At 40.2% G+C, this 18,054-nt stretch carries 14 protein-coding genes; 7 read left to right on the top strand and 7 right to left on the bottom strand.

Annotated elements, in window-relative coordinates; genetic code table 11:
• Positions 1–118: 118 nt before the first annotated feature.
• A complete protein-coding gene (locus tag CHJ_RS01865) occupies positions 119–1,093 on the top strand; it encodes an ornithine cyclodeaminase family protein (protein ID WP_317916729.1) in 975 nt (324 codons plus the stop codon).
• 16 nt (positions 1,094–1,109) lie between these two features.
• On the top strand, positions 1,110–2,234 hold the full coding sequence (locus CHJ_RS01860; protein ID WP_171752339.1) for an aminotransferase: 1,125 nt from the start codon (positions 1,110–1,112) through the stop codon (positions 2,232–2,234).
• A 115-nt stretch (positions 2,235–2,349) separates the two neighbouring features.
• On the opposite strand, the gene CHJ_RS01855 is transcribed toward CHJ_RS01860, so the two are convergent.
• From CHJ_RS01855 to CHJ_RS01840, 4 genes are all read right to left on the bottom strand, one after another.
• Positions 2,350–3,000, bottom strand: a complete 651-nt coding sequence (locus CHJ_RS01855; RefSeq protein WP_317916728.1) for a transcriptional regulator — start codon at positions 2,998–3,000, stop codon at positions 2,350–2,352.
• 195 nt (positions 3,001–3,195) lie between these two features.
• The gene (gene glpQ / locus CHJ_RS01850) at positions 3,196–4,290 is read right to left on the bottom strand and encodes a glycerophosphodiester phosphodiesterase (protein ID WP_317916727.1); all 1,095 of its coding nucleotides are present in this window, start codon (positions 4,288–4,290) and stop codon (positions 3,196–3,198) included.
• 545 nt (positions 4,291–4,835) lie between these two features.
• Positions 4,836–5,156: a hypothetical protein gene (locus tag CHJ_RS01845; protein ID WP_317916726.1), complete on the bottom strand. Its 321-nt coding sequence runs from the start codon at positions 5,154–5,156 to the stop codon at positions 4,836–4,838.
• A 164-nt stretch (positions 5,157–5,320) separates the two neighbouring features.
• Positions 5,321–6,859, bottom strand: coding sequence for an EAL domain-containing protein (locus CHJ_RS01840; RefSeq protein ID WP_317916725.1), 1,539 nt, complete (start codon positions 6,857–6,859; stop codon positions 5,321–5,323).
• A gap of 740 nt (positions 6,860–7,599) precedes the next feature.
• Here CHJ_RS01840 and CHJ_RS01835 point away from each other — a divergent pair.
• From CHJ_RS01835 to CHJ_RS01815, 5 genes are all read left to right on the top strand, one after another.
• Positions 7,600–9,147: an alanine/glycine:cation symporter family protein gene (locus CHJ_RS01835; protein ID WP_317916724.1), complete on the top strand. Its 1,548-nt coding sequence runs from the start codon at positions 7,600–7,602 to the stop codon at positions 9,145–9,147.
• A 237-nt stretch (positions 9,148–9,384) separates the two neighbouring features.
• Positions 9,385–9,957 (top strand): TetR/AcrR family transcriptional regulator, encoded by a 573-nt coding sequence (locus CHJ_RS01830; protein ID WP_317916723.1) that lies wholly within the window; start codon positions 9,385–9,387, stop codon positions 9,955–9,957.
• Between the two features lie 370 nt (positions 9,958–10,327).
• A complete protein-coding gene (locus CHJ_RS01825) occupies positions 10,328–11,098 on the top strand; it encodes a formate dehydrogenase subunit gamma (RefSeq protein ID WP_317916722.1) in 771 nt (256 codons plus the stop codon).
• A gap of 13 nt (positions 11,099–11,111) precedes the next feature.
• On the top strand, positions 11,112–11,825 hold the full coding sequence (locus tag CHJ_RS01820) for a 4Fe-4S dicluster domain-containing protein (RefSeq protein ID WP_317916721.1): 714 nt from the start codon (positions 11,112–11,114) through the stop codon (positions 11,823–11,825).
• A gap of 2 nt (positions 11,826–11,827) precedes the next feature.
• Positions 11,828–14,875, top strand: a complete 3,048-nt coding sequence (locus CHJ_RS01815; RefSeq protein WP_317916720.1) for a tetrathionate reductase subunit A — start codon at positions 11,828–11,830, stop codon at positions 14,873–14,875.
• 74 nt (positions 14,876–14,949) lie between these two features.
• Here the strand turns inward: CHJ_RS01815 and CHJ_RS01810 are convergent, their stop codons facing one another.
• From CHJ_RS01810 to CHJ_RS01800, 3 genes are all read right to left on the bottom strand, one after another.
• Complete coding sequence (locus tag CHJ_RS01810) at positions 14,950–16,461, bottom strand: sensor domain-containing diguanylate cyclase (protein WP_317916719.1); 1,512 nt, start codon at positions 16,459–16,461, stop codon at positions 14,950–14,952.
• A 3-nt stretch (positions 16,462–16,464) separates the two neighbouring features.
• Entirely contained in the window at positions 16,465–16,938 is a 474-nt protein-coding gene (locus CHJ_RS01805) for a hypothetical protein (protein WP_411861554.1), read from the bottom strand.
• Positions 16,939–17,154: 216 nt separating this feature from the next.
• Positions 17,155–17,850, bottom strand: a complete 696-nt coding sequence (locus tag CHJ_RS01800; protein WP_317916717.1) for a hypothetical protein — start codon at positions 17,848–17,850, stop codon at positions 17,155–17,157.
• Positions 17,851–18,054 lie beyond the last annotated feature (204 nt).

The raw sequence follows: 18,054 nt of genomic DNA, 5'->3' as shown, positions 1-18,054 counted from the left end.
CTCAATTAACTCAACCAAGCCTTATTCGTCATTCTGTCTAAAACCAAGAATACCTCACAGTATAATTTATACTAAAAAGTATACTCTGTACTACCAAGTATCGAAAAGTGATCAGAAAATGACCGATAAAATCAAAAAAACAGACACACCTATAGTGCTTAATCAGCATGATATTGACGCACTTACTGCGCAATTAAACGTAACAGAGTTAATGGAGAGCTTATTTTTATCTCTAGCTGAAGGTAATGCCATTCAGCCAAGCCAAACTCTAACGCCATTTCCTGACAACAAAGGCGACTTCATTACCTATCTTGGTGTACTCGCAGATAAACAGGTTTTCGGTGCCAAATTGTCACCATATATTGTTACCGAGCAAGCACCTATCATCACGGCATGGACTCAACTCATGTCAATGCAGACAGGACTTCCTTTATTGCTATGTGATTCAGGACAATTAACCGTTGAACGAACCGCCGGAACAACAGCATTAGCGATTGATTACCTAGCTAAACATGACAGTACACATCTCACCCTAATTGGGGCCGGTAATGTTGCCATGGCACATTTAAAGCATGTACTACCATTGAGGGAATGGCAGCAAATAAGAATATATGCACCTGAATTGCAACAAGACATACAACGAAAACAAGATATTTCGGCAATGGATGATCGAATCACTATTGTTACCTCATCAAGCGAAGCGACAGAAAACGCCGATGTCATTATGCTATGTACATCATCGGCTAATCCCGTCGTCACTGAGCAGCAAATACCATCGTCTGCGCTCGTTACTTCGATTAGCACCAATGCCGTTAATGCCCATGAAGTACCACCAGCCATGCTAACCACTGCTGATGTTTATTGTGACTACAAGCTAACCACTCCGAATAGTGCAGGTGAAATGCGCCTAGCAGTAGAAGAACATCAGTGGGATCAAACTGCAATTATTGGCGATCTTGCGGATCTAGTAGCAAAACGTTGCCCATTACCCGATTATGATAAACCTGTATTTTTCCGTTCTATTGGTTTGGGCCTTGAAGATGTTGCCATTGCCCATGGGATTTGGCAGTTAGCAACAAAAAATAACAAATAATATTTAAGGAACCACGATGAAAATTAAAGAATTTGGCGTTGAAATTTGGATGAATGAGTACGAAAACACCTGTCTCTATAATTTAGCAGAGACTTGCGTTGAGTCATTAACCGTTGAGCAGTTGTTAGATATGGCAGGTAAACGAGACGTGATTCTCGATGAACTGCTACCAATGAAGCTCACCTATGGCGCAATTGAAGGTTCGGACAGACTAAGAGATAACATTACCCAAATTTACCGTCAGCAAAAAAGAGACAACATTCTTATCACTCATGGAGCGATTGGTGCCAATGCGCTCATACACGAAACCTTGGTGGAACCGGGAGATAGAGTGGTATCCGTTCTACCCACCTATCAACAACATTACTCAATTCCAGAAAGCTATGGTGCAGACGTACAAATAGTAAAACTGAAAGAAGAAAATCAGTTTCTGCCTGACTTAGAAGAGTTGCAGCAGGCCACAAACAGCAACACAAAATTAATTACCATCAACAACCCTAACAATCCTACAGGGGCGTTAATGGAAGAAGAGTTTTTACTGAAAGTGGTCGATATAGCACGCGCTTGTGATGCTTATCTGCTTTGTGATGAAGTGTACAGAGGTACCGATGCCGAAGGTGACGGATTCACAGCGTCTATTGCTGACTTATATGAAAAAGGCATCAGTACTGCCAGTATGTCAAAAAGTTTCTCCCTTGCGGGTCTTCGACTAGGCTGGATCGCCGCTCCTGTAGATGTTATCCATGCAGTAACCATTCACCGAGATTACAACACCATAAGTGTTGGTATGTTGGATGACCACTTTGCCTCTATCGCACTAGAGTGTCGCGATAAAATTCTGCAAAGAGGCCGTGATATTTGTAATACCAACCGTGAGGTACTAGACAAATGGATCGAAAATGAGCCATTAATCAGCTACGTTAAACCGAAATCGGGTACTGTTGCTCTACTCAAATATCATCTCCCTATGACTAGCCGAGAGTTTTGCGTCCAGTTACTTGAGTCAAAAGGCGTAATGTTTACCCCAGGTAGCGTATTAGAAATGGAAGGCTATGTTCGAATTGGCTACGCCAACAACCCTAAAGTATTGGTTGAAGGGTTAGAGAAAGTCTCCGAGTTCCTTGCAGAACAACAGTCATAGATTCAACGGACCCTAGATAGTTTAGTGGAATGAATATAATAAAATCCCCAAGTGACGTGTCATGTTACTTGGGGATTGTTTACTTTAACGAAACCGATAGAAAAACTCGTTGTTGCTAACGGCCACCACCACGAGACTGTTTTATTTCTCGCAGATAATTAAACACAGTTGCACGTCCCATACTTAATACACTAGCAATATAATCCGCCGAGCTTTTGCCATTAAACGCGCCTTTATCATATAGAGCTTCGACTAACTCTCTCTTCTCTTGACGAGACAAGGATGCAATGGTTAATTTCTTAGACGTTAACCAGCTATGAGTAAAACTATTTACTTTGTCTTGCCAATCATCATGGAAGAGTTTTTCAGGTTGCGGGATCAACTTTTTAATAGGGAGCAATAATGCCAGTGCATCCTGAGCCGCTTGAATGGGCCCTGTACTCATATTGATACACAACATGCCAATGGGAATATCATCATCATTACGCAGTACTATACTGGTAGAACAGATTGTTTTTCCATCCCAATTTAGCTTTTCATATGGCCCAATAACCGTTTCAGTCTGCTCAAAATTCACATCGTCTAACGAAGAAGGATCACCAATTTTTCGTTTTGATATGTTATTGGCTATATGCACAACACTCTGACTGTGTAAATCATGAATAATCACTTCCACATAATCGGAAAATAGCAGAGCAATACCATCCGCTACCGAGGCATACCGCTGCAATAAAAGAGTCTTGTTTGCTGTAATTTCATTATCCATACTGACGAGGCTATTATCTGACTGTAGTAAGAGCTCGCATACTACCTAGCTCGATTAATCTTGTATAGCGGCAAATATCATCTAAATGATCGATGTTAAAACAATCCTCTACTACTGAGGTGAGAGTGTGATTTATAAACAAAAACCAGCATGAAAACTACCCACGCTGGTTTGCAATTGATGAACGCTAGAGTGTTACTTGTCAGCTAAAAACTTGACTGCTTTATCGGTGAAATCGGTAAAGACACCGTCTACACCCACTTTGTAATAAAACACATTCAACATATCGTCGAAGTCCTTAGCATAGGGGGCGATGCGTCCTTTATCGCTACGGAAAGTATATGGATGAACCTGTAACCCAGCAGCCTTGGCTTCTGTCATCAATGGTTTAACAATAATATTGTCATAGCTTGACTTATCATCCACTAACATAGGCTTCCATGGACCGATACCATCAGCATATTTTGCAACTTCAGCCATCGCTCCTGTTTTGAACATCCAGTCATAATTATATGGTGTTACGTTACCCTTATCGTCGACAACCATGGTTTCATTCCAACTGGTCTCAGCCAGTAACTGCACAACTTTAAGGTCAATATTCATAGCAGGCATCAATACTTGAGCAATACGCTTAGTTTCAATAGGATCAAAACATTGCACATACACTTTGTCATCTTTATCGTCATAGCCATACGCTTTTAATGTTTCTAATACCGCTTTAGATATATCTTTGCCTTCTTTTCTATGTAACCAAGGCGCTTTAATTTCAGGATAGATACCGACATTGCCTTTTGTCGACTTATTCAACCCTTGAATTAACTCAATGGCTTCTTCAAACGTAGCCACTTCAAAGTTAGATTTCCATAGAGGGAATCGCTCAGGGTAACCAGCTTTAGAAAGATCCTGAACCTGATCGGCATCTGAGTTATCCGGAATTTTAAAGCCTTCAGTGACGCGCAGAGTCTTGATTTCATCTAAAGTAAAATCGATAGCAAACCAACGTTTTACTCCATCAATTACTCGGTAGCGATCTGGATATCTCTTCATCACATCTGTGGTTCTATCTAAAGTGTGATCGTGTAATACCACCAGCCTGTTGTCCTTCGTCATGACAACATCTTGTTCAATATAATCTGCCCCCATAAAATACGCAGATGAGTAAGCTTCTAAAGTATGTTCCGGCAAATACCCGCTCGCACCACGATGAGCAATCACAAGTTTGTCTTCATTTGCCAATGCTGGAGCGGCTAATGTTGCTAAAATAAGTGTAGTAAGAAGTTGCTTTTTCATTGTTATCCCTTTTAATTCGCACACAAAATAGATTTCACTGATTAAAACCTCATCCATTATTTCTCTGCCAATCACTAAACAAGCTGGCGTATTACCACCAGAAAACTCAAATACGAGCCAACATTACCAAAACCATCTCTACTAAAAATCACGATCTAAACAGCAAAAATAATAGCCATTTCTAGGTTGATTAACCCTAGATATCCTCTTTTTCGAGAGCAAAAAAACACTCACTCGAAAACAAAATCGAACATATAATGCTCATACGAAAATAAAGTTACTGTGATGTGCTTCTAACAAACATCTAAAGACTAAAGTTACACCCTTAGTTGCGAGCAACATCACCATAGGTACCATGTTGTTTTATATAGAAGTTATTCAGAATAAGATAAGTGAGAAGGGGAAATTAATGAGTACGGATAACAAGAATACTTCAGACAGAGAAAGAGAATGGTGCGCGTTTTAAATGTGTCGAACATTAAAGCCACTCTCTCGCAAATAGATCGTTCTACGCTCTAATTTACCAAAGCTTTCTACCTACAGTTCTACTTTTTATAAAACGTCGACATGCTCCAAACGGTAATTAGGTTAAACAGCATAACTCCAGACATAATAAGCGACATCCTTAACCAAGGATCCCCCATTGATATTCTAAACTGAGCAATATTTATGGTCGTTGGAATCCAGACTGCAACCACAGCAACAAGTAATCCCGCCTGCAATAGATAGACAACCATCCTGTGGCGAATAATGATTAACAGAGGTATCGAGGCAACAATTGCGGTCGAGAAAATACCGTCGTAGCGCAAAAAATGAGCCGCTAATATCCAATAAGAAAGAAACAGTAACACAGTCCGCCAGATCATAAATAACTCACCGTCATATTGAAAAGTGCCGCTATGATAACAAGTTTATCTCGCGGCCACTAATTCACTATTGCGCTGCAATCACGGATAATTCAACCAATATCGAATCCCTAGCCATTCTAGCTTCAACACAAGCTCTGGCGGTTTTTTCTCCGCGAGCAACATTATTTAATTTGTGGCTTCTCGCTAAGGTAACTCAAGAGCTCAGCGTCAGGTAATGGTTTGGCAAAGTAAAAGCCTTGAATATAAGTAAAACCGATTCTTTGTAGAATTTGCAGTTGATATTGCTCTTCTACACCTTCAACAATAACCTTCATGTTAAGATTATTAGCAATTATTAACATTGATTCCAACAGAGGAATGACATTTGAATCGTCATATAAACTCTTAATAAATACCCGATCTATTTTGACAAACTGAAATGGGTATTGACGGATAAAATCTAACCCTGAATAACCCGTTCCAAAATCATCAACAGCAATTTTAATTCCATGGCTCGATATGGCATCGAGATGCTGTTTCAACACCACCAATTCTTGCGTAGAAAAATTATTATCTTCTGTGATTTCAAAAACAAGATGCGGAGTTAAATGCGGAACCTGTTCTAAAAACGCCAGCAATTTTTGCATAAATGAGTGTTTCAAAATGACCGAGCGACTAATATTGACACTAATATATTTATCGCTGAATAAGGCGTGATTTTTATCAATAAACGAGCAGGTTTTAGCGATAACCAGATTACTAAGCTGTTCGATTAATCCTACCTTTTCCGCCAATGGAATGAATATATTGGGCGCAATTGTACCTTGTACAGGATCATTCCAACGCAACAACGCCTCACAGCCTATCGTTTGCTGATCAAGAACGTTAGTAATAGGTTGATAATGAATATCAAAATAGTCGTTTTTTATCGCCTCTTGCAATGAAGCTTCTAAACTATTCTGTGTGAACTTATCTTGTCTTCGGTAGAGTAAGATAACCGACAAGACACTTGCGACTACAATACCGATCCAAGCTAAGCTTAAAAAATAATGGATATAATAATCTAAGCTAGTATTTGCAACGACTTCTAAAGGGTATCTCTCCGATCGAAAGCGGTAACTCTGTAACCACTTCTGTTGATTCTCTTCTACTAAATGTCGAGAAATAATACTAACGTTATAATTCAATGATGGTTGATTTAAGGTCGATTCAACTATTCTAAGAATATAACGAGGAGGGATAACTACACTAATGCCATTTCCTGAAGCGCCAGTAAACAGCAATACAACGCTTTTTTGCTGACTTAATTTGGTTTTGGTATAGGAAAGAGTTACGTTATCGAGCTGCAATCTATCCAAAATTGTTTGGTACAAATAAAAAGAAACGACCCCTCTATTGCTATTGCAATATACGTTTCCGCGATCGTCAAAAAGTCCAATTTCTTTTAGGGTATCTGAGCGAAAAACATACTGCCTTAACTCAGTCAGAACATTCGAACAATAAACTCTCTGTTCTGATGGCAACAGTAAAGGAGACAATTCATCAATGACAGCATCAAAGTGTGACTCTATATTCTCCAGCGCTTTCTTTGCACCAACTTCCGCATGACGTTTTGCCGAAAATAATGCACCTAACCACGCCATCAGCATGACAAGAATAAAGATCAACGCGATCTGAACTATCACCTTACTTCTATAGCTAACAATATTTGTTTTAAACAAATTAACACCTAGACATTGCACATATTATTATAAGCAATCACTGACACATACCAATACATATGACCTTAAATCGCTTCTTATAACCAGCAGTCAAAATTGCTAGAATAACAAACTAATCACGATCATTTATTTAAATATAATTATTCTAAAAACAACCTATTATTAAAGGCTCTGTAAGGCAACCCCCTGAAGTAAGTTACATTTAACTATTTGATAGATCTCAAATTTACAAACAATAATAACTACATATCCTTAACTTTATGCTAAGCCATACGCAACCACCAGCCTTGCAAAAAAAAGCCAAAAGATTGCATAGTTATTCGAGCTATTGTTCAATTAAGCAAGTTGATACAGAACATTATACTAGCGAATTATAAAAGAGAGCTTCAAACAGACATTTTCATCTAATTATAAATTTAGTTAAAAAAACAATATAACTTACAACAAGTTAATTATCAGCCAATTGTGCATTCAAACAGTAAGATAGAGTTAACCCCATAAAAGTAACGTCACCAGCTACTTTAGTAATCACTAATATCAATCGCTATACCTAACTAATTCGCTATTAACAATATCAACGACCACCATCTGTTCTAATATCCTCTTCCTATTTGATATTTTGTGTACAGAGTCACGCAATGCCGATCTAAATGATACTTTTAATTAACATTTGCATTACAAACCAGATAACATGCCGCCTACAAAGTAATCATTACATTCATACAAACAGGGAAAATTACATGCAGTCTATAGTTGATTTTTTGAATGGGATTATCTGGAGCCCGGTACTTATCTATTTGTGCCTTGGCGCTGGTCTGTTCTACTCGATTCTTACTCGTTTTGTCCAAGTTCGTCATTTCTTTGAAATGTGGCGCTTGCTACTTTCAGGAAAAAGTTCCGCAAAAGGGATCTCCTCATTCCAAGCATTAGCCGTTTCATTATCAGGCCGTGTAGGTACGGGTAACATTGCTGGTGTAGCAGCCGCGATTGGCTTTGGTGGTCCTGGTGCAGTATTTTGGATGTGGGTGGTCGCCTTCTTTGGTGCCGCAACAGCATATGCAGAATCTACACTGGCACAAATATATAAAGAAGAAGATGAAGGCGAATTCCGCGGGGGCCCTGCTTACTATATTGAAAAAGCGATGGGACAGAAGTGGTACGCATGGATCTTTGCTATCTCCACTATTTTCGCTTGCGGTATCCTTCTTCCGGGTGTTCAGTCAAACAGTATCGGTAATGCTGTTGAGGCTGCATTTGGTTCGGGCGCAATGATAGAAACAGCCATCGGTACATTCAGTTTCGCTAAAATTTTCACTGGTACAGTTGTTTCCATTATTCTTGGCTTTATCATTTTTGGTGGTGTTAAGCGTATTGCTAACTTCACTCAGATTGTTGTGCCATTTATGGCTCTTGCCTATATCATCACAGCTTTCGTTATTATCTTACTTAACATTGGTGAAGTACCACGTATCTTCTCCATGATCTTATCTGATGCATTTACTCCAATGGCGGGTTTTGGTGCAGCAATCGGTTGGGGTGTTAAGCGTGGTGTTTACTCTAATGAAGCAGGTCAAGGTACAGGCCCACACGCTGCCGCAGCAGCAAGTGTTGATCACCCTGCACAGCAAGGTCTAGTACAGTCATTCTCAATTTATATTGATACGCTACTCGTTTGTTCTGCAACCGCCTTCATGATCTTAATTACTGGTGCATACAATGTACACGGTGGTGCCGAAGGTGCATTCTTAGTTCAGAACTTATCAGCAGATATTGGCGCAAATGGTCCAGTATTTACTCAGCTTGCAATAGAGAGCGCGCTACCGGGCATTGGTAAACCGTTTATCGCTGTTGCGCTATTCTTCTTTGCGTTTACTACCATTCTGGCTTACTACTATATTGCAGAAACAAACATTGCCTACATTCGCCGTACATTTAAAGTTAACGGTCTCATGTTTATACTCAAGTTAGTCCTTATGACAGCGGTATTTTATGGCACCGTTAAGACAGCTAACCTTGCTTGGGCAATGGGTGATGTGGGTGTAGGTTTGATGGCTTGGTTGAACATTACAGGTATCATCATTATCTTCTTTATGTCTAAGCCAGCGATTAAAGCTCTTAAAGATTACGAAGAACAACAAAAGCAAGGTGTGACTGACTTTACTTTCAACCCCGTTAAACTAGGCATTAAAGGTGCTGATTACTGGGAAGAGAAATACAAACGTAAAACGGGCAAAACACCGACAGCGGATAAAGATGAAACAACAGCGGTGGAGCAACCGTCGACTTAACTAATCTTTAAAACGTAGCCAACTAGGGTTAGCCACAATGGCTAGCCCTTTTTTGTTTTCCTCTATAGTTAAACTAGAGTCTGTTGAGCCGCATAGAAACGCATCAAGTTGACTAATTATCTGGTCAGATAAAGAGAGCAAAAGTATACTCATAGCACTAAATGGTTGATCGGCCCGGATTAACATCAATGTGATGAATAAAGCGTCACAATAACTGTGATTACCTCAGAGAGAACTATGTCAAAACGCATGCTGAAAAGTGATAGAAGAGAACAGCTACTCTCTGTTGCTGTTTCAATAATAAAAAACAAAGGAGCAGACGCACTCACTTTAGCTATGGTGGCAGAAGAAGCAGGGGTCACTAAACCTGTAGCTTACAATCATTTTAAAACCAAAGAGAACCTTCTTAAACAGATCTATCAAAATATTGATAACCGCTTAATTGAGTCCATTCAATTGGCTAGAGAGTCCGGTGAGCAATCATTAACTGGGGTGGTCTCTTTATTATGTAACTCCTATCTTGATTGCATGCTCATCAATGCGGAGATCTATGATCTAACAGTAGCGGCATTAAAAGGTTACCCTCATAATTCAGAACTATCTAAAGAGATTCAAGATTTCTTTGTTAATGCGTATTCTGACATTTTCCAGCTTCCAGTCACTGGCAGCAGTAATCAAAACCGGCTTAAGCTAATCGCAGTTTACGGTATCATCGAATCCATCGGAGCAGCCGTCGTCTCTCAACAAATACCGCGTGATCTAGCACTACCTTATTTAGAACAACAAGTTATACAGATCATTCAGCGTTAATATCTATAGCCAGTCTCCCCCAAGATACGGAATTGAGCGCCTTGCTCAATAGACTGCTATTAACCTCATTTCTGTCTCATGTCGCCACCATTTATTGCTCATGTCTAATGATTTACTCATGCACTCTTAGATCGCATAAATGATCTAAAGTAAAAGTTTCAGTCATGATTAAAATCAAAGAATACCTCATTATCAAATAGTCAATACAGAGACTCGCAAGTCATATTTTCAAAACATTGCTCACTTCACAAAACGCTAAAGTTACTAGTGGTAACCTTTGACAAAATACATGTTACCACTAGTAACTTATGGGAATTAATATTTCTATCAAGTTTTAATTTGACATATTTAAAAGTAGTGAAGGTTTAATATGAATCAATCCTCTTTATGGTTAGATATATTATCTAGCCATACCCTCTTACCATGGTTGTTAATTGCCAGTGTCGTATTAGTAGCAATAGTTATGGGGCTATTTGTACTAATCAATGGTAGCTCAAAACTAGATGACGGCTTTAGTGGCATTGAGATACAACGTTGGTCTATAAAGAGTGTCATCATACACTGGCTAGGAGCGATACCATGTATCACTCTAATCTTAAGCGGTATTTTCATTGGCTCTTCAAAGGTAATATTTTCACCAGGAAGTGACAGTTGGAGTAGTGCTGTTCACATCGCATCTACACTTCATGAAATAGCAGCCTTTCCATTTATCATTGGTGCCTTATTAATGATTGCTTTATGGTGGAAAAACCAAACATTTAAATCATACGATATAGATTGGTTTAAAAAGGCAGGTGGTTACATTAATTTTGGCACCAAACAACATCCTGATGCTGGATTTGCAAATGGTGGCGAGAAACTTTGGTTTTGGGTATTTGCCATTAATGTCGTTCTGCTTTCTTTTACGGGAGTAATGTTATTTTTTCCTGAGTTATCCCCCTCTTTTAATAATGCTCCTTTTGTTATTTCTATACACATTCTTTCCGCCATAGTCATTGGCGCTTTTGCCGTTGTTCATATTTTTATGGCAACCATTATTTCTGAAGGTGGCTTAAGCAATATGCTTTCTGGAAAGTGCGATAAAAACTGGGCAAAACAGCACCATAACCGCTGGTACAAAACATTAAACAACGATAAATAAGGGCGAATATCAGATGGATAGACGTAAAGCGATTCAGCTCCTAGCTGGCGGAACCACAGTATCACTGGTATCTGCATCTCCTGTATTAGCATCGGTAATGGCAGACAAATCCAAAAAAGAGAAAAAACGACTGGCTATGGTTATAGACCTTCGCCGCTGCAATGGCTGCAAAGCTTGTGTGACGGCATGTGGTCGAGAGAATGGCACAGAACCCGATGAGAATAGAACCCAAGTATTGCAAAGCAGCACGGCGATTAATGGTAAGGAATATACCTTAAATATTCCTCTACTGTGCAATCAATGTGAAAACCCAGTATGCACAAAAGTATGCCCGACAGGGGCAACCTTTAAGCGTGAAGAAGATGGCATTGTCGTTGTTGACTCCACTGGTTGTATCAATTGCAGTTTCTGTGTTTATACCTGCCCTTATGAAGGAGTTCGATTTACCAACAGTAAAACCGATACCGTTGATAAGTGTAACTTTTGTATTCAACGCACCTCGAAAGGCTTTTTGCCTGCATGTGTTGAAACATGCACCGGTGGCGCACGCACTTTTGGCGATTTAAATGATGCAAGTAGCGACATATCGAAACTGCTGACAGAACATGAAGCCTTGGTATTGCAGTCAGACAAGAATACGCAACCCAATGTTTTTTATATTGGTTTAACCCAACAGCAGAGTGACCTCCCTTATAACCTTAATTCAGCACTAACATGGCAGCGTTAATTATGGACCGTAGACAATTTTTAAAATCGGGTGTAGCAGCGACCATATCTGGCGGAGTAAGCTCTGCTGTTTCTGCATCTACTAACAGCAACGATCACAACATCAGTCGATATGCCCCATTAAGTGCTGAGCCAGAGTTTCTTATCGGGCCAGACAACAGGCTGGTTAATAACCCCAAGCAACGTTTTGCATTTACTAAATGTTTTGGCTGTTACAACGTGTGTGGTGCACGCATCCGTATTGATAACGAGACAGATGAAATTATACGGGTATGTGGAAATCCTTATGCCCTATCTACTCAAGCTGGCAACCCAACCCCAATGGAGGTGCCACCACAACAAGCCATGTCACAACTTATGGCTGAAAATGGCAACCAGAACCGATCAACGCTTTGCGGTAGAGGGAATGCGGTTCCCGATGCGGTCACCGATTCTCGTCGAGTAACCCAATGCTTAAAGCGTGTTGGTAAACGTGGTGACAATCAGTGGAAATCGATCCCTTACGAACAATTAATAGATGAAGTCGTTAATGGCGGAGACCTATTTGGTGAGGGCAATGTAGAAGGTTTAGCGGACATTTACCGCAACGAAAATCTTGCGAACTCAGCCTACCCTGATTTCGGTCCAAGCAAAAATCAGTTATTAATGACGGGCTGTTCAGAAGATCCTGCCCGATGGAATTTTTACAAACGCTTCTCTGAAGCCGCTTGGGGAACACCCAATATAGGAAATAAAGATTCATATTGCGGCCACCAACAAGTTGCTGGATGTGCGCTTGGTGTTGAAGACGGCGCCAATAGTGGCGCTCTGCCAACAACGGATTTCGAACATTGTGAGTTTGCTATCTTTATCGGCACAAATCCGGGACTAAGCGGAATTAGTCTCAACTCTGCATCCAGACGCTTAGCCGATGCTAGAACTGAAAATCCAAATTTTAGCTATGTGGTCATTGATCCGATTTTACGTTCATTAACCAGCTCATCCACCCCAGGACAGGGAGAATGGATTCCAATTCGTCCAAGCGGTGATACCGCATTGATGCATGCAATGATGCAGCACATCATCAACAGTAAACGATACAACAAACGCTATTTATCGTCGTGCAGCCAACAAGGCGCAGAGAAGTCTGGTGAAATTAACTACACCAATGCCCCTTATCTGGTCGTTACAGACAGCAAGCATCCGCTCTATCGAAGGTTTCTTACGGCTGAAAGCTGTGGTGTTGGAGATAGTGAGACAAAAATGGTCATTGATGAGAGCAGTCAGACGTTACTCACCTCGAACCATGATGGCGCTTGCGATATTAACTTTAAAGGCCAAGTTATCGACAAAGATGGTAAAAAGATCGACGTTGCAACGGCTTTTTCTCTACTAACACAACGAGTCAATGAGCACTCTTTAGATGATTATTCACAAGAGTGTCAAATACCCGTGGATAAAATTATCCAATTGGCTAATGAGTTCAGTGCTCATGGCCGACGTGTCTCCATTGAAACCAATACAGGGTGCAACGCCAGTGATGGCGGACAGTTTGCTTTCGCCATGATAATGCTGGCAACCTTAGTTGGTGCCCACAATGCGAAAGGGGGAATGCTTCATACCGGTAGCATGGGTTACGAAAATACCTCCCCGCTTTACGATTTAATGGCGTTTGAACATGCCCATATAGACGGTTTTAATGCAGAGCGCTCTGGTGATTATCGCCAAAGTCATGAATACAAAGAAAAAGTTAAGCAAGGCAAAAATCCATTTCCATCCGATATGCCATGGAACGAAACCTTTATTCAGGACAATGCCGGAGAGCTACTGCTCGCTCATGCTAATGCCAATCCATTTCAGTTCAAAGCATGGATTGCTTGGGCAAATAATCCTCTTTACGCCTGCTCTGGATTAAAAGATCAAGTAGAAGAGTCCATAAAAGATCCTAAGCAGTTAGGACTGATTATCGCCTCTGATCCTTATTTTAATGAAACCAATATTTACGCAGACTACTTTGTACCTGACTTGGCTCAATACGAGCAGTGGGGAGCCTCCCGCCAGTGGGGAAGCGAACTAATGGGTGATGTGGTCTCTTTCCCTATCATCACACCAAGAACCCCGTTAAATGCTGAAGGTAACCGAGTTTGCATGGAGCAATTTTTAATTGATATCGCTAAACAGGTCGAACTTAATGGCTTTGGTGAAAACGCGTTTAAAGATGCTCAAGGAGAGAAACAGTCATTACATACCCCGGAAGACTATTACATTCCTGTGCTAGCGAACTTAGCCCACAGCGATGGTGCACTACCAATACCAACAGAAGAAGATGTCAGCTTTACCAGTGTCGACCGTATCTACCCGCTTTTAAAGTCGCGCCTAAAGAGCAAGGAAATTGGGCCAACCATGTTCCTCTTTACACGAGGTGGCCGACATTACTCTGTTGAAAGTCGCTATGAAGGAGAGTTCTTTAATGAAATGATGCGTTGGGATGCACAATTTCAGGTATACAACGAAGGCTTAGCACATGTAACCAACTTCCATTCAGGCGAATATTTGGATGGATTACCCGTGTTCGATAAACAACGCTTCTGGGATGGTACTGCTATTCGCGATCTTTGGAGTGAAGAAGAGTATCCATTCTACTTTTCAACGTTTAAGCATCAACTTCGCAGCCCCTACTCGGTAAACCTGAAAAGTATTACGGCTTTAGGTGCTGAAAATTATATCCAAATGCATGAAAAAGATGCTCAAAAATACGGATTGAAAAGCGGCGACATAGCAAGAGTGACGTCACCAAAAGGTAAATATATACAAGGCGTGGTTCAAGCAGACAAAACCGTAGCGGAGGGAGCCATTGTGGTGCCACTTGGTTTTGGTCATACCGCATTTGGTGCCAGCGATATCACGATTGATGGTAAAACTTTGTCTGCTATATCACAACGAAGAGGTGGAATGGCGGTGAATGAGTTTAATGCTGTTGACCCAACAAGAAAGGGGGCAAGTTTGTATCGAGACTCTACATTTGGTTCCACTGCTCGTCATGGTACACCGGTAAAAATCGAAAAGGTGTAACCACTAACGTTGTTGATTTAAGGTCACTGAGTCAGTGACCTTTTTTACAGCCACTTTATCGGATTCTCTTACTGTTAAGCTTGATTCGACTTTATTTTTTGAAGTTGAAGGTACTCTTCTTGAGCGGTTGACTTGTCAAACAATATTAAATTTCGGCCTTCTCCTTTTGCTTTGTAAAGACGCTGATCCACCATTAAAAATAGCACACCTAACGCATGCTCATTTAACTCTTCATCTTCTGCAGAATGCACAACATGTACAGGAACCGCCCCTGCAGATATAGTCACTACATTATGTGGAGGATTAGATACATGATGAATGTTTAGATCCGTAACACTTTGGTGAAGCGCTTGTATTCTCTTATTTAGTGCCGATTCATCTTTATCAGACATGATAAAAATAAACTCCTCTCCTCCTAAACGACAACCTAGTTCGTGGGGGAAAAGATTATCGTTCATCGCATTGGCAACGGCAGTCAGAACATTATCACCTTCTGTATGCCCATAGGTATCATTAAACCGTTTAAAATAATCGATATCACAGAGAACAAAATAGACACACTCTCCCGCTTGCAACCTCTCTTTCATCAAAGGCAAAGCATATTTTTTATATTTATAGCGAGAGCCTAACCCTGTTAAAGGATCTGTTTCTGTTTGATTATGCAGTACTTTCAACTGGTTTTTAATTCTGGTAATTAAGCTAGAGTATGATCGCGCAAGATCACCGATTTCATCCACTCTCTGAATTTCTGGAATCATGGACTTATCTATTTTTTCAATATCTCCTTTCATTGATGCCGCCAGTCGCTTTAAAGGACGAACAAGCCAGTTAGTCACTAAGTAGATCAACAGACTCGATATAAGTAGAGCCAATGCCGCTTCTTTTACTACATCATTCAACAATGCTGTCTGAATAGAATCTAGCGGTTTGGCGTCTATAACTGCCCATACTTCACCTTTATTAACGTTTCTCAGTTCAATAACAATATGCAATAAATCTTGCTTCTCATCTAGAATGTAGTAATTGTCTCCCCAGGACTCTGGTCTATTAGGAATAGCAAGCGATTGAAGAGAAACACTTTCAGTTAACGCTCGCAACTCAAGCTCAACTTTATTAATTAAGTAACTGATTTTCTTACGATGAATATGTTGTTCATTAGCAGTATTGTCTAACTCAGCTTTTAACTGCTTTAACTTATCAGAAAGCTGAACAATCTCATTAGGCATCACATCCATTCGCCAAACTTTATTATCATTCAACGAGTAACGAACACTAACTGGTTGATTTTGATAATCGCTATGACCAGACACCTGAACAAACTTAAGATTAGGAATCGCTTTTAAATTATCGGACGTTGAAGCCATCAATAAGTTGGCATAATTTCGCCCAGCAACAGAACCAGAAAGGAAAGTAACATATGGAGAGAGGTGGCTGGCAGAGAGCGCAGCCAGATGTTCAATTTTGCTGTTCCACTCACTGTGAAAACGAGCAACGGATAAACCAAAGATAATTGATAAAACCAGCCCTAAATGCGATAAAAATAGCATTTGATTAATGGTTAGCCTGCCAAACAATTTATTTCGCAACGGCTAATTCTTCTTTTTATAGGTGTCTAATACTGGTTCTGCACAAGTTCCGTTCTTACATATATCTTGATAAGTAGTATGGCAGTTTTCACAAAAAGCAGGCTCTAAGCTAGGATGCATTGAGCTAATGTCTTTACCATTTCGATCGTAACTGCCATATATTGCTAATCCATCAAAATGCTCAGTTACCCAAATAATGCCCTGCACTTCAGAGACAGCAACAACTGTCGGCCCGTCAGTATAGGGACCATGTTGTTTGTATTGTTCTAGCTTTTCTGGATTGACTCTAATCGTTAACGGAGAACCATTACCGTCATTAATCCAGCTATAAGCGCTCACCGACTCTTGTATAAACAATGATGCATCTGGGGGTAAGACAGTATCAGCAGGCAAGTTCATGGACTCCTTAACGATTGGCCAATCTTCCCACCCTTGTGGATAACTAGCAATGGACTCGGCATAAACTCTTGTCGTCATCAATAATAGAAAAATAGTTGTAGCAAACAGAGTAAGATAGCGTGGAATATTCATTTTCATCCCTAATTCACATCTAAGATCAATACATCTATATTGATAATTATATCTTTATCGCACTAACAGTTCACGAAACAAATGTATTGACGATGGAATAATCATGAGCAAAATCAACCTTTCACTAATAAAGTGAACATTAATATTTTATTCACCATTGAGCTATAACGTGTTGTCACTCTTCTCTTCGGTAATAATATTCACCGTGTCGTCCAACATGTTGACCACAGCATAGTAGTGGAACATAGGATCACCATAATGCTTGAAACTGAATCGATACTCAGAAGCCGGGGCCAAAATATCACTCTGTTCAACTTGAGCTAAGTCATAACCGTCCTGTTGATACAGCTCAGTTTCTTTGACTTTTTTTTCTGCATTTTTCCACTGAGAATCTCGGCTTAACTTAGGTTCGATAGAGGGATTGCTCGGATAGTGAGTACCATTGAACTGCATACGTCTATAGGAGCCATTACTCCAAACGATAAGATCTTTCCAATCATTAGTTACCTTGTTGTCGACCAGTATAGGAGTACGCACTACCGTCATTCTTGACAGCACATTTCCTTGCGCACTTAACAGGTAAGCGGTACATCCGCCACTGCCACAAAACCAGGAACTATCTAGTAACACCAACAGCTCTTTGCTGCCATCACCATTGAGGTCGGCTTGTCCATATTGATACTGAATATTATCCTTCTTAAGCGATAAACCTTCAGGAGCTAAGATTACCCTATCAACAAGCTGAGCGACATCTGCTTCTAAATATGAAGCCGTCTCTTCACCCACTATACTTGAAGAGGTTTGGCATCCCCACATGACGATAGAACAAGTCAGCAATAAAACCGTATTCAATCTCATTTTTAATCCCTCATTCTTTTAGCATACATCGATACTGATCTAAATTTCGCCTAAACCAGATAATGGCATCAGATAATAGTACATAAGTCATTAAATCTCAGCTTAAGATAATTTAACTTTCTTTGTACATTCCTATTGTGTAAAAACGATTTAAGCCACTCAAAACAAGGTTTTGAGTGGCTATTAGTATCAACATCGTCATGA

Origin of the sequence: Vibrio sp. MACH09, from assembly GCF_033238805.1 — a bacterium.
Classification (GTDB): domain Bacteria; phylum Pseudomonadota; class Gammaproteobacteria; order Enterobacterales; family Vibrionaceae; genus Vibrio.
Note: the sequence above shows the minus strand (reverse complement) of the source record. Positions and strands in the feature narration are given on the sequence as shown.

Excerpts from the sequence above, each read along its gene's own strand:
- CHJ_RS01860 (WP_171752339.1), top strand. The coding sequence starts at position 1,110 with ATGAAAATTAAAGAATTTGGCGTTGAAATTTGGATGAATGAGTACGAA.
- CHJ_RS01800 (WP_317916717.1), bottom strand. The coding sequence starts at position 17,850 with ATGAGATTGAATACGGTTTTATTGCTGACTTGTTCTATCGTCATGTGG.
- glpQ (WP_317916727.1), bottom strand. The coding sequence starts at position 4,290 with ATGAAAAAGCAACTTCTTACTACACTTATTTTAGCAACATTAGCCGCT.
- CHJ_RS01805 (WP_411861554.1), bottom strand. The coding sequence starts at position 16,938 with ATGACGACAAGAGTTTATGCCGAGTCCATTGCTAGTTATCCACAAGGG.
- CHJ_RS01845 (WP_317916726.1), bottom strand. The coding sequence starts at position 5,156 with ATGATCTGGCGGACTGTGTTACTGTTTCTTTCTTATTGGATATTAGCG.
- CHJ_RS01865 (WP_317916729.1), top strand. The coding sequence starts at position 119 with ATGACCGATAAAATCAAAAAAACAGACACACCTATAGTGCTTAATCAG.
- CHJ_RS01825 (WP_317916722.1), top strand. The coding sequence starts at position 10,328 with ATGAATCAATCCTCTTTATGGTTAGATATATTATCTAGCCATACCCTC.
- CHJ_RS01815 (WP_317916720.1), top strand. The coding sequence starts at position 11,828 with ATGGACCGTAGACAATTTTTAAAATCGGGTGTAGCAGCGACCATATCT.
- CHJ_RS01820 (WP_317916721.1), top strand. The coding sequence starts at position 11,112 with ATGGATAGACGTAAAGCGATTCAGCTCCTAGCTGGCGGAACCACAGTA.
- CHJ_RS01830 (WP_317916723.1), top strand. The coding sequence starts at position 9,385 with ATGTCAAAACGCATGCTGAAAAGTGATAGAAGAGAACAGCTACTCTCT.
- CHJ_RS01855 (WP_317916728.1), bottom strand. The coding sequence starts at position 3,000 with ATGGATAATGAAATTACAGCAAACAAGACTCTTTTATTGCAGCGGTAT.
- CHJ_RS01835 (WP_317916724.1), top strand. The coding sequence starts at position 7,600 with ATGCAGTCTATAGTTGATTTTTTGAATGGGATTATCTGGAGCCCGGTA.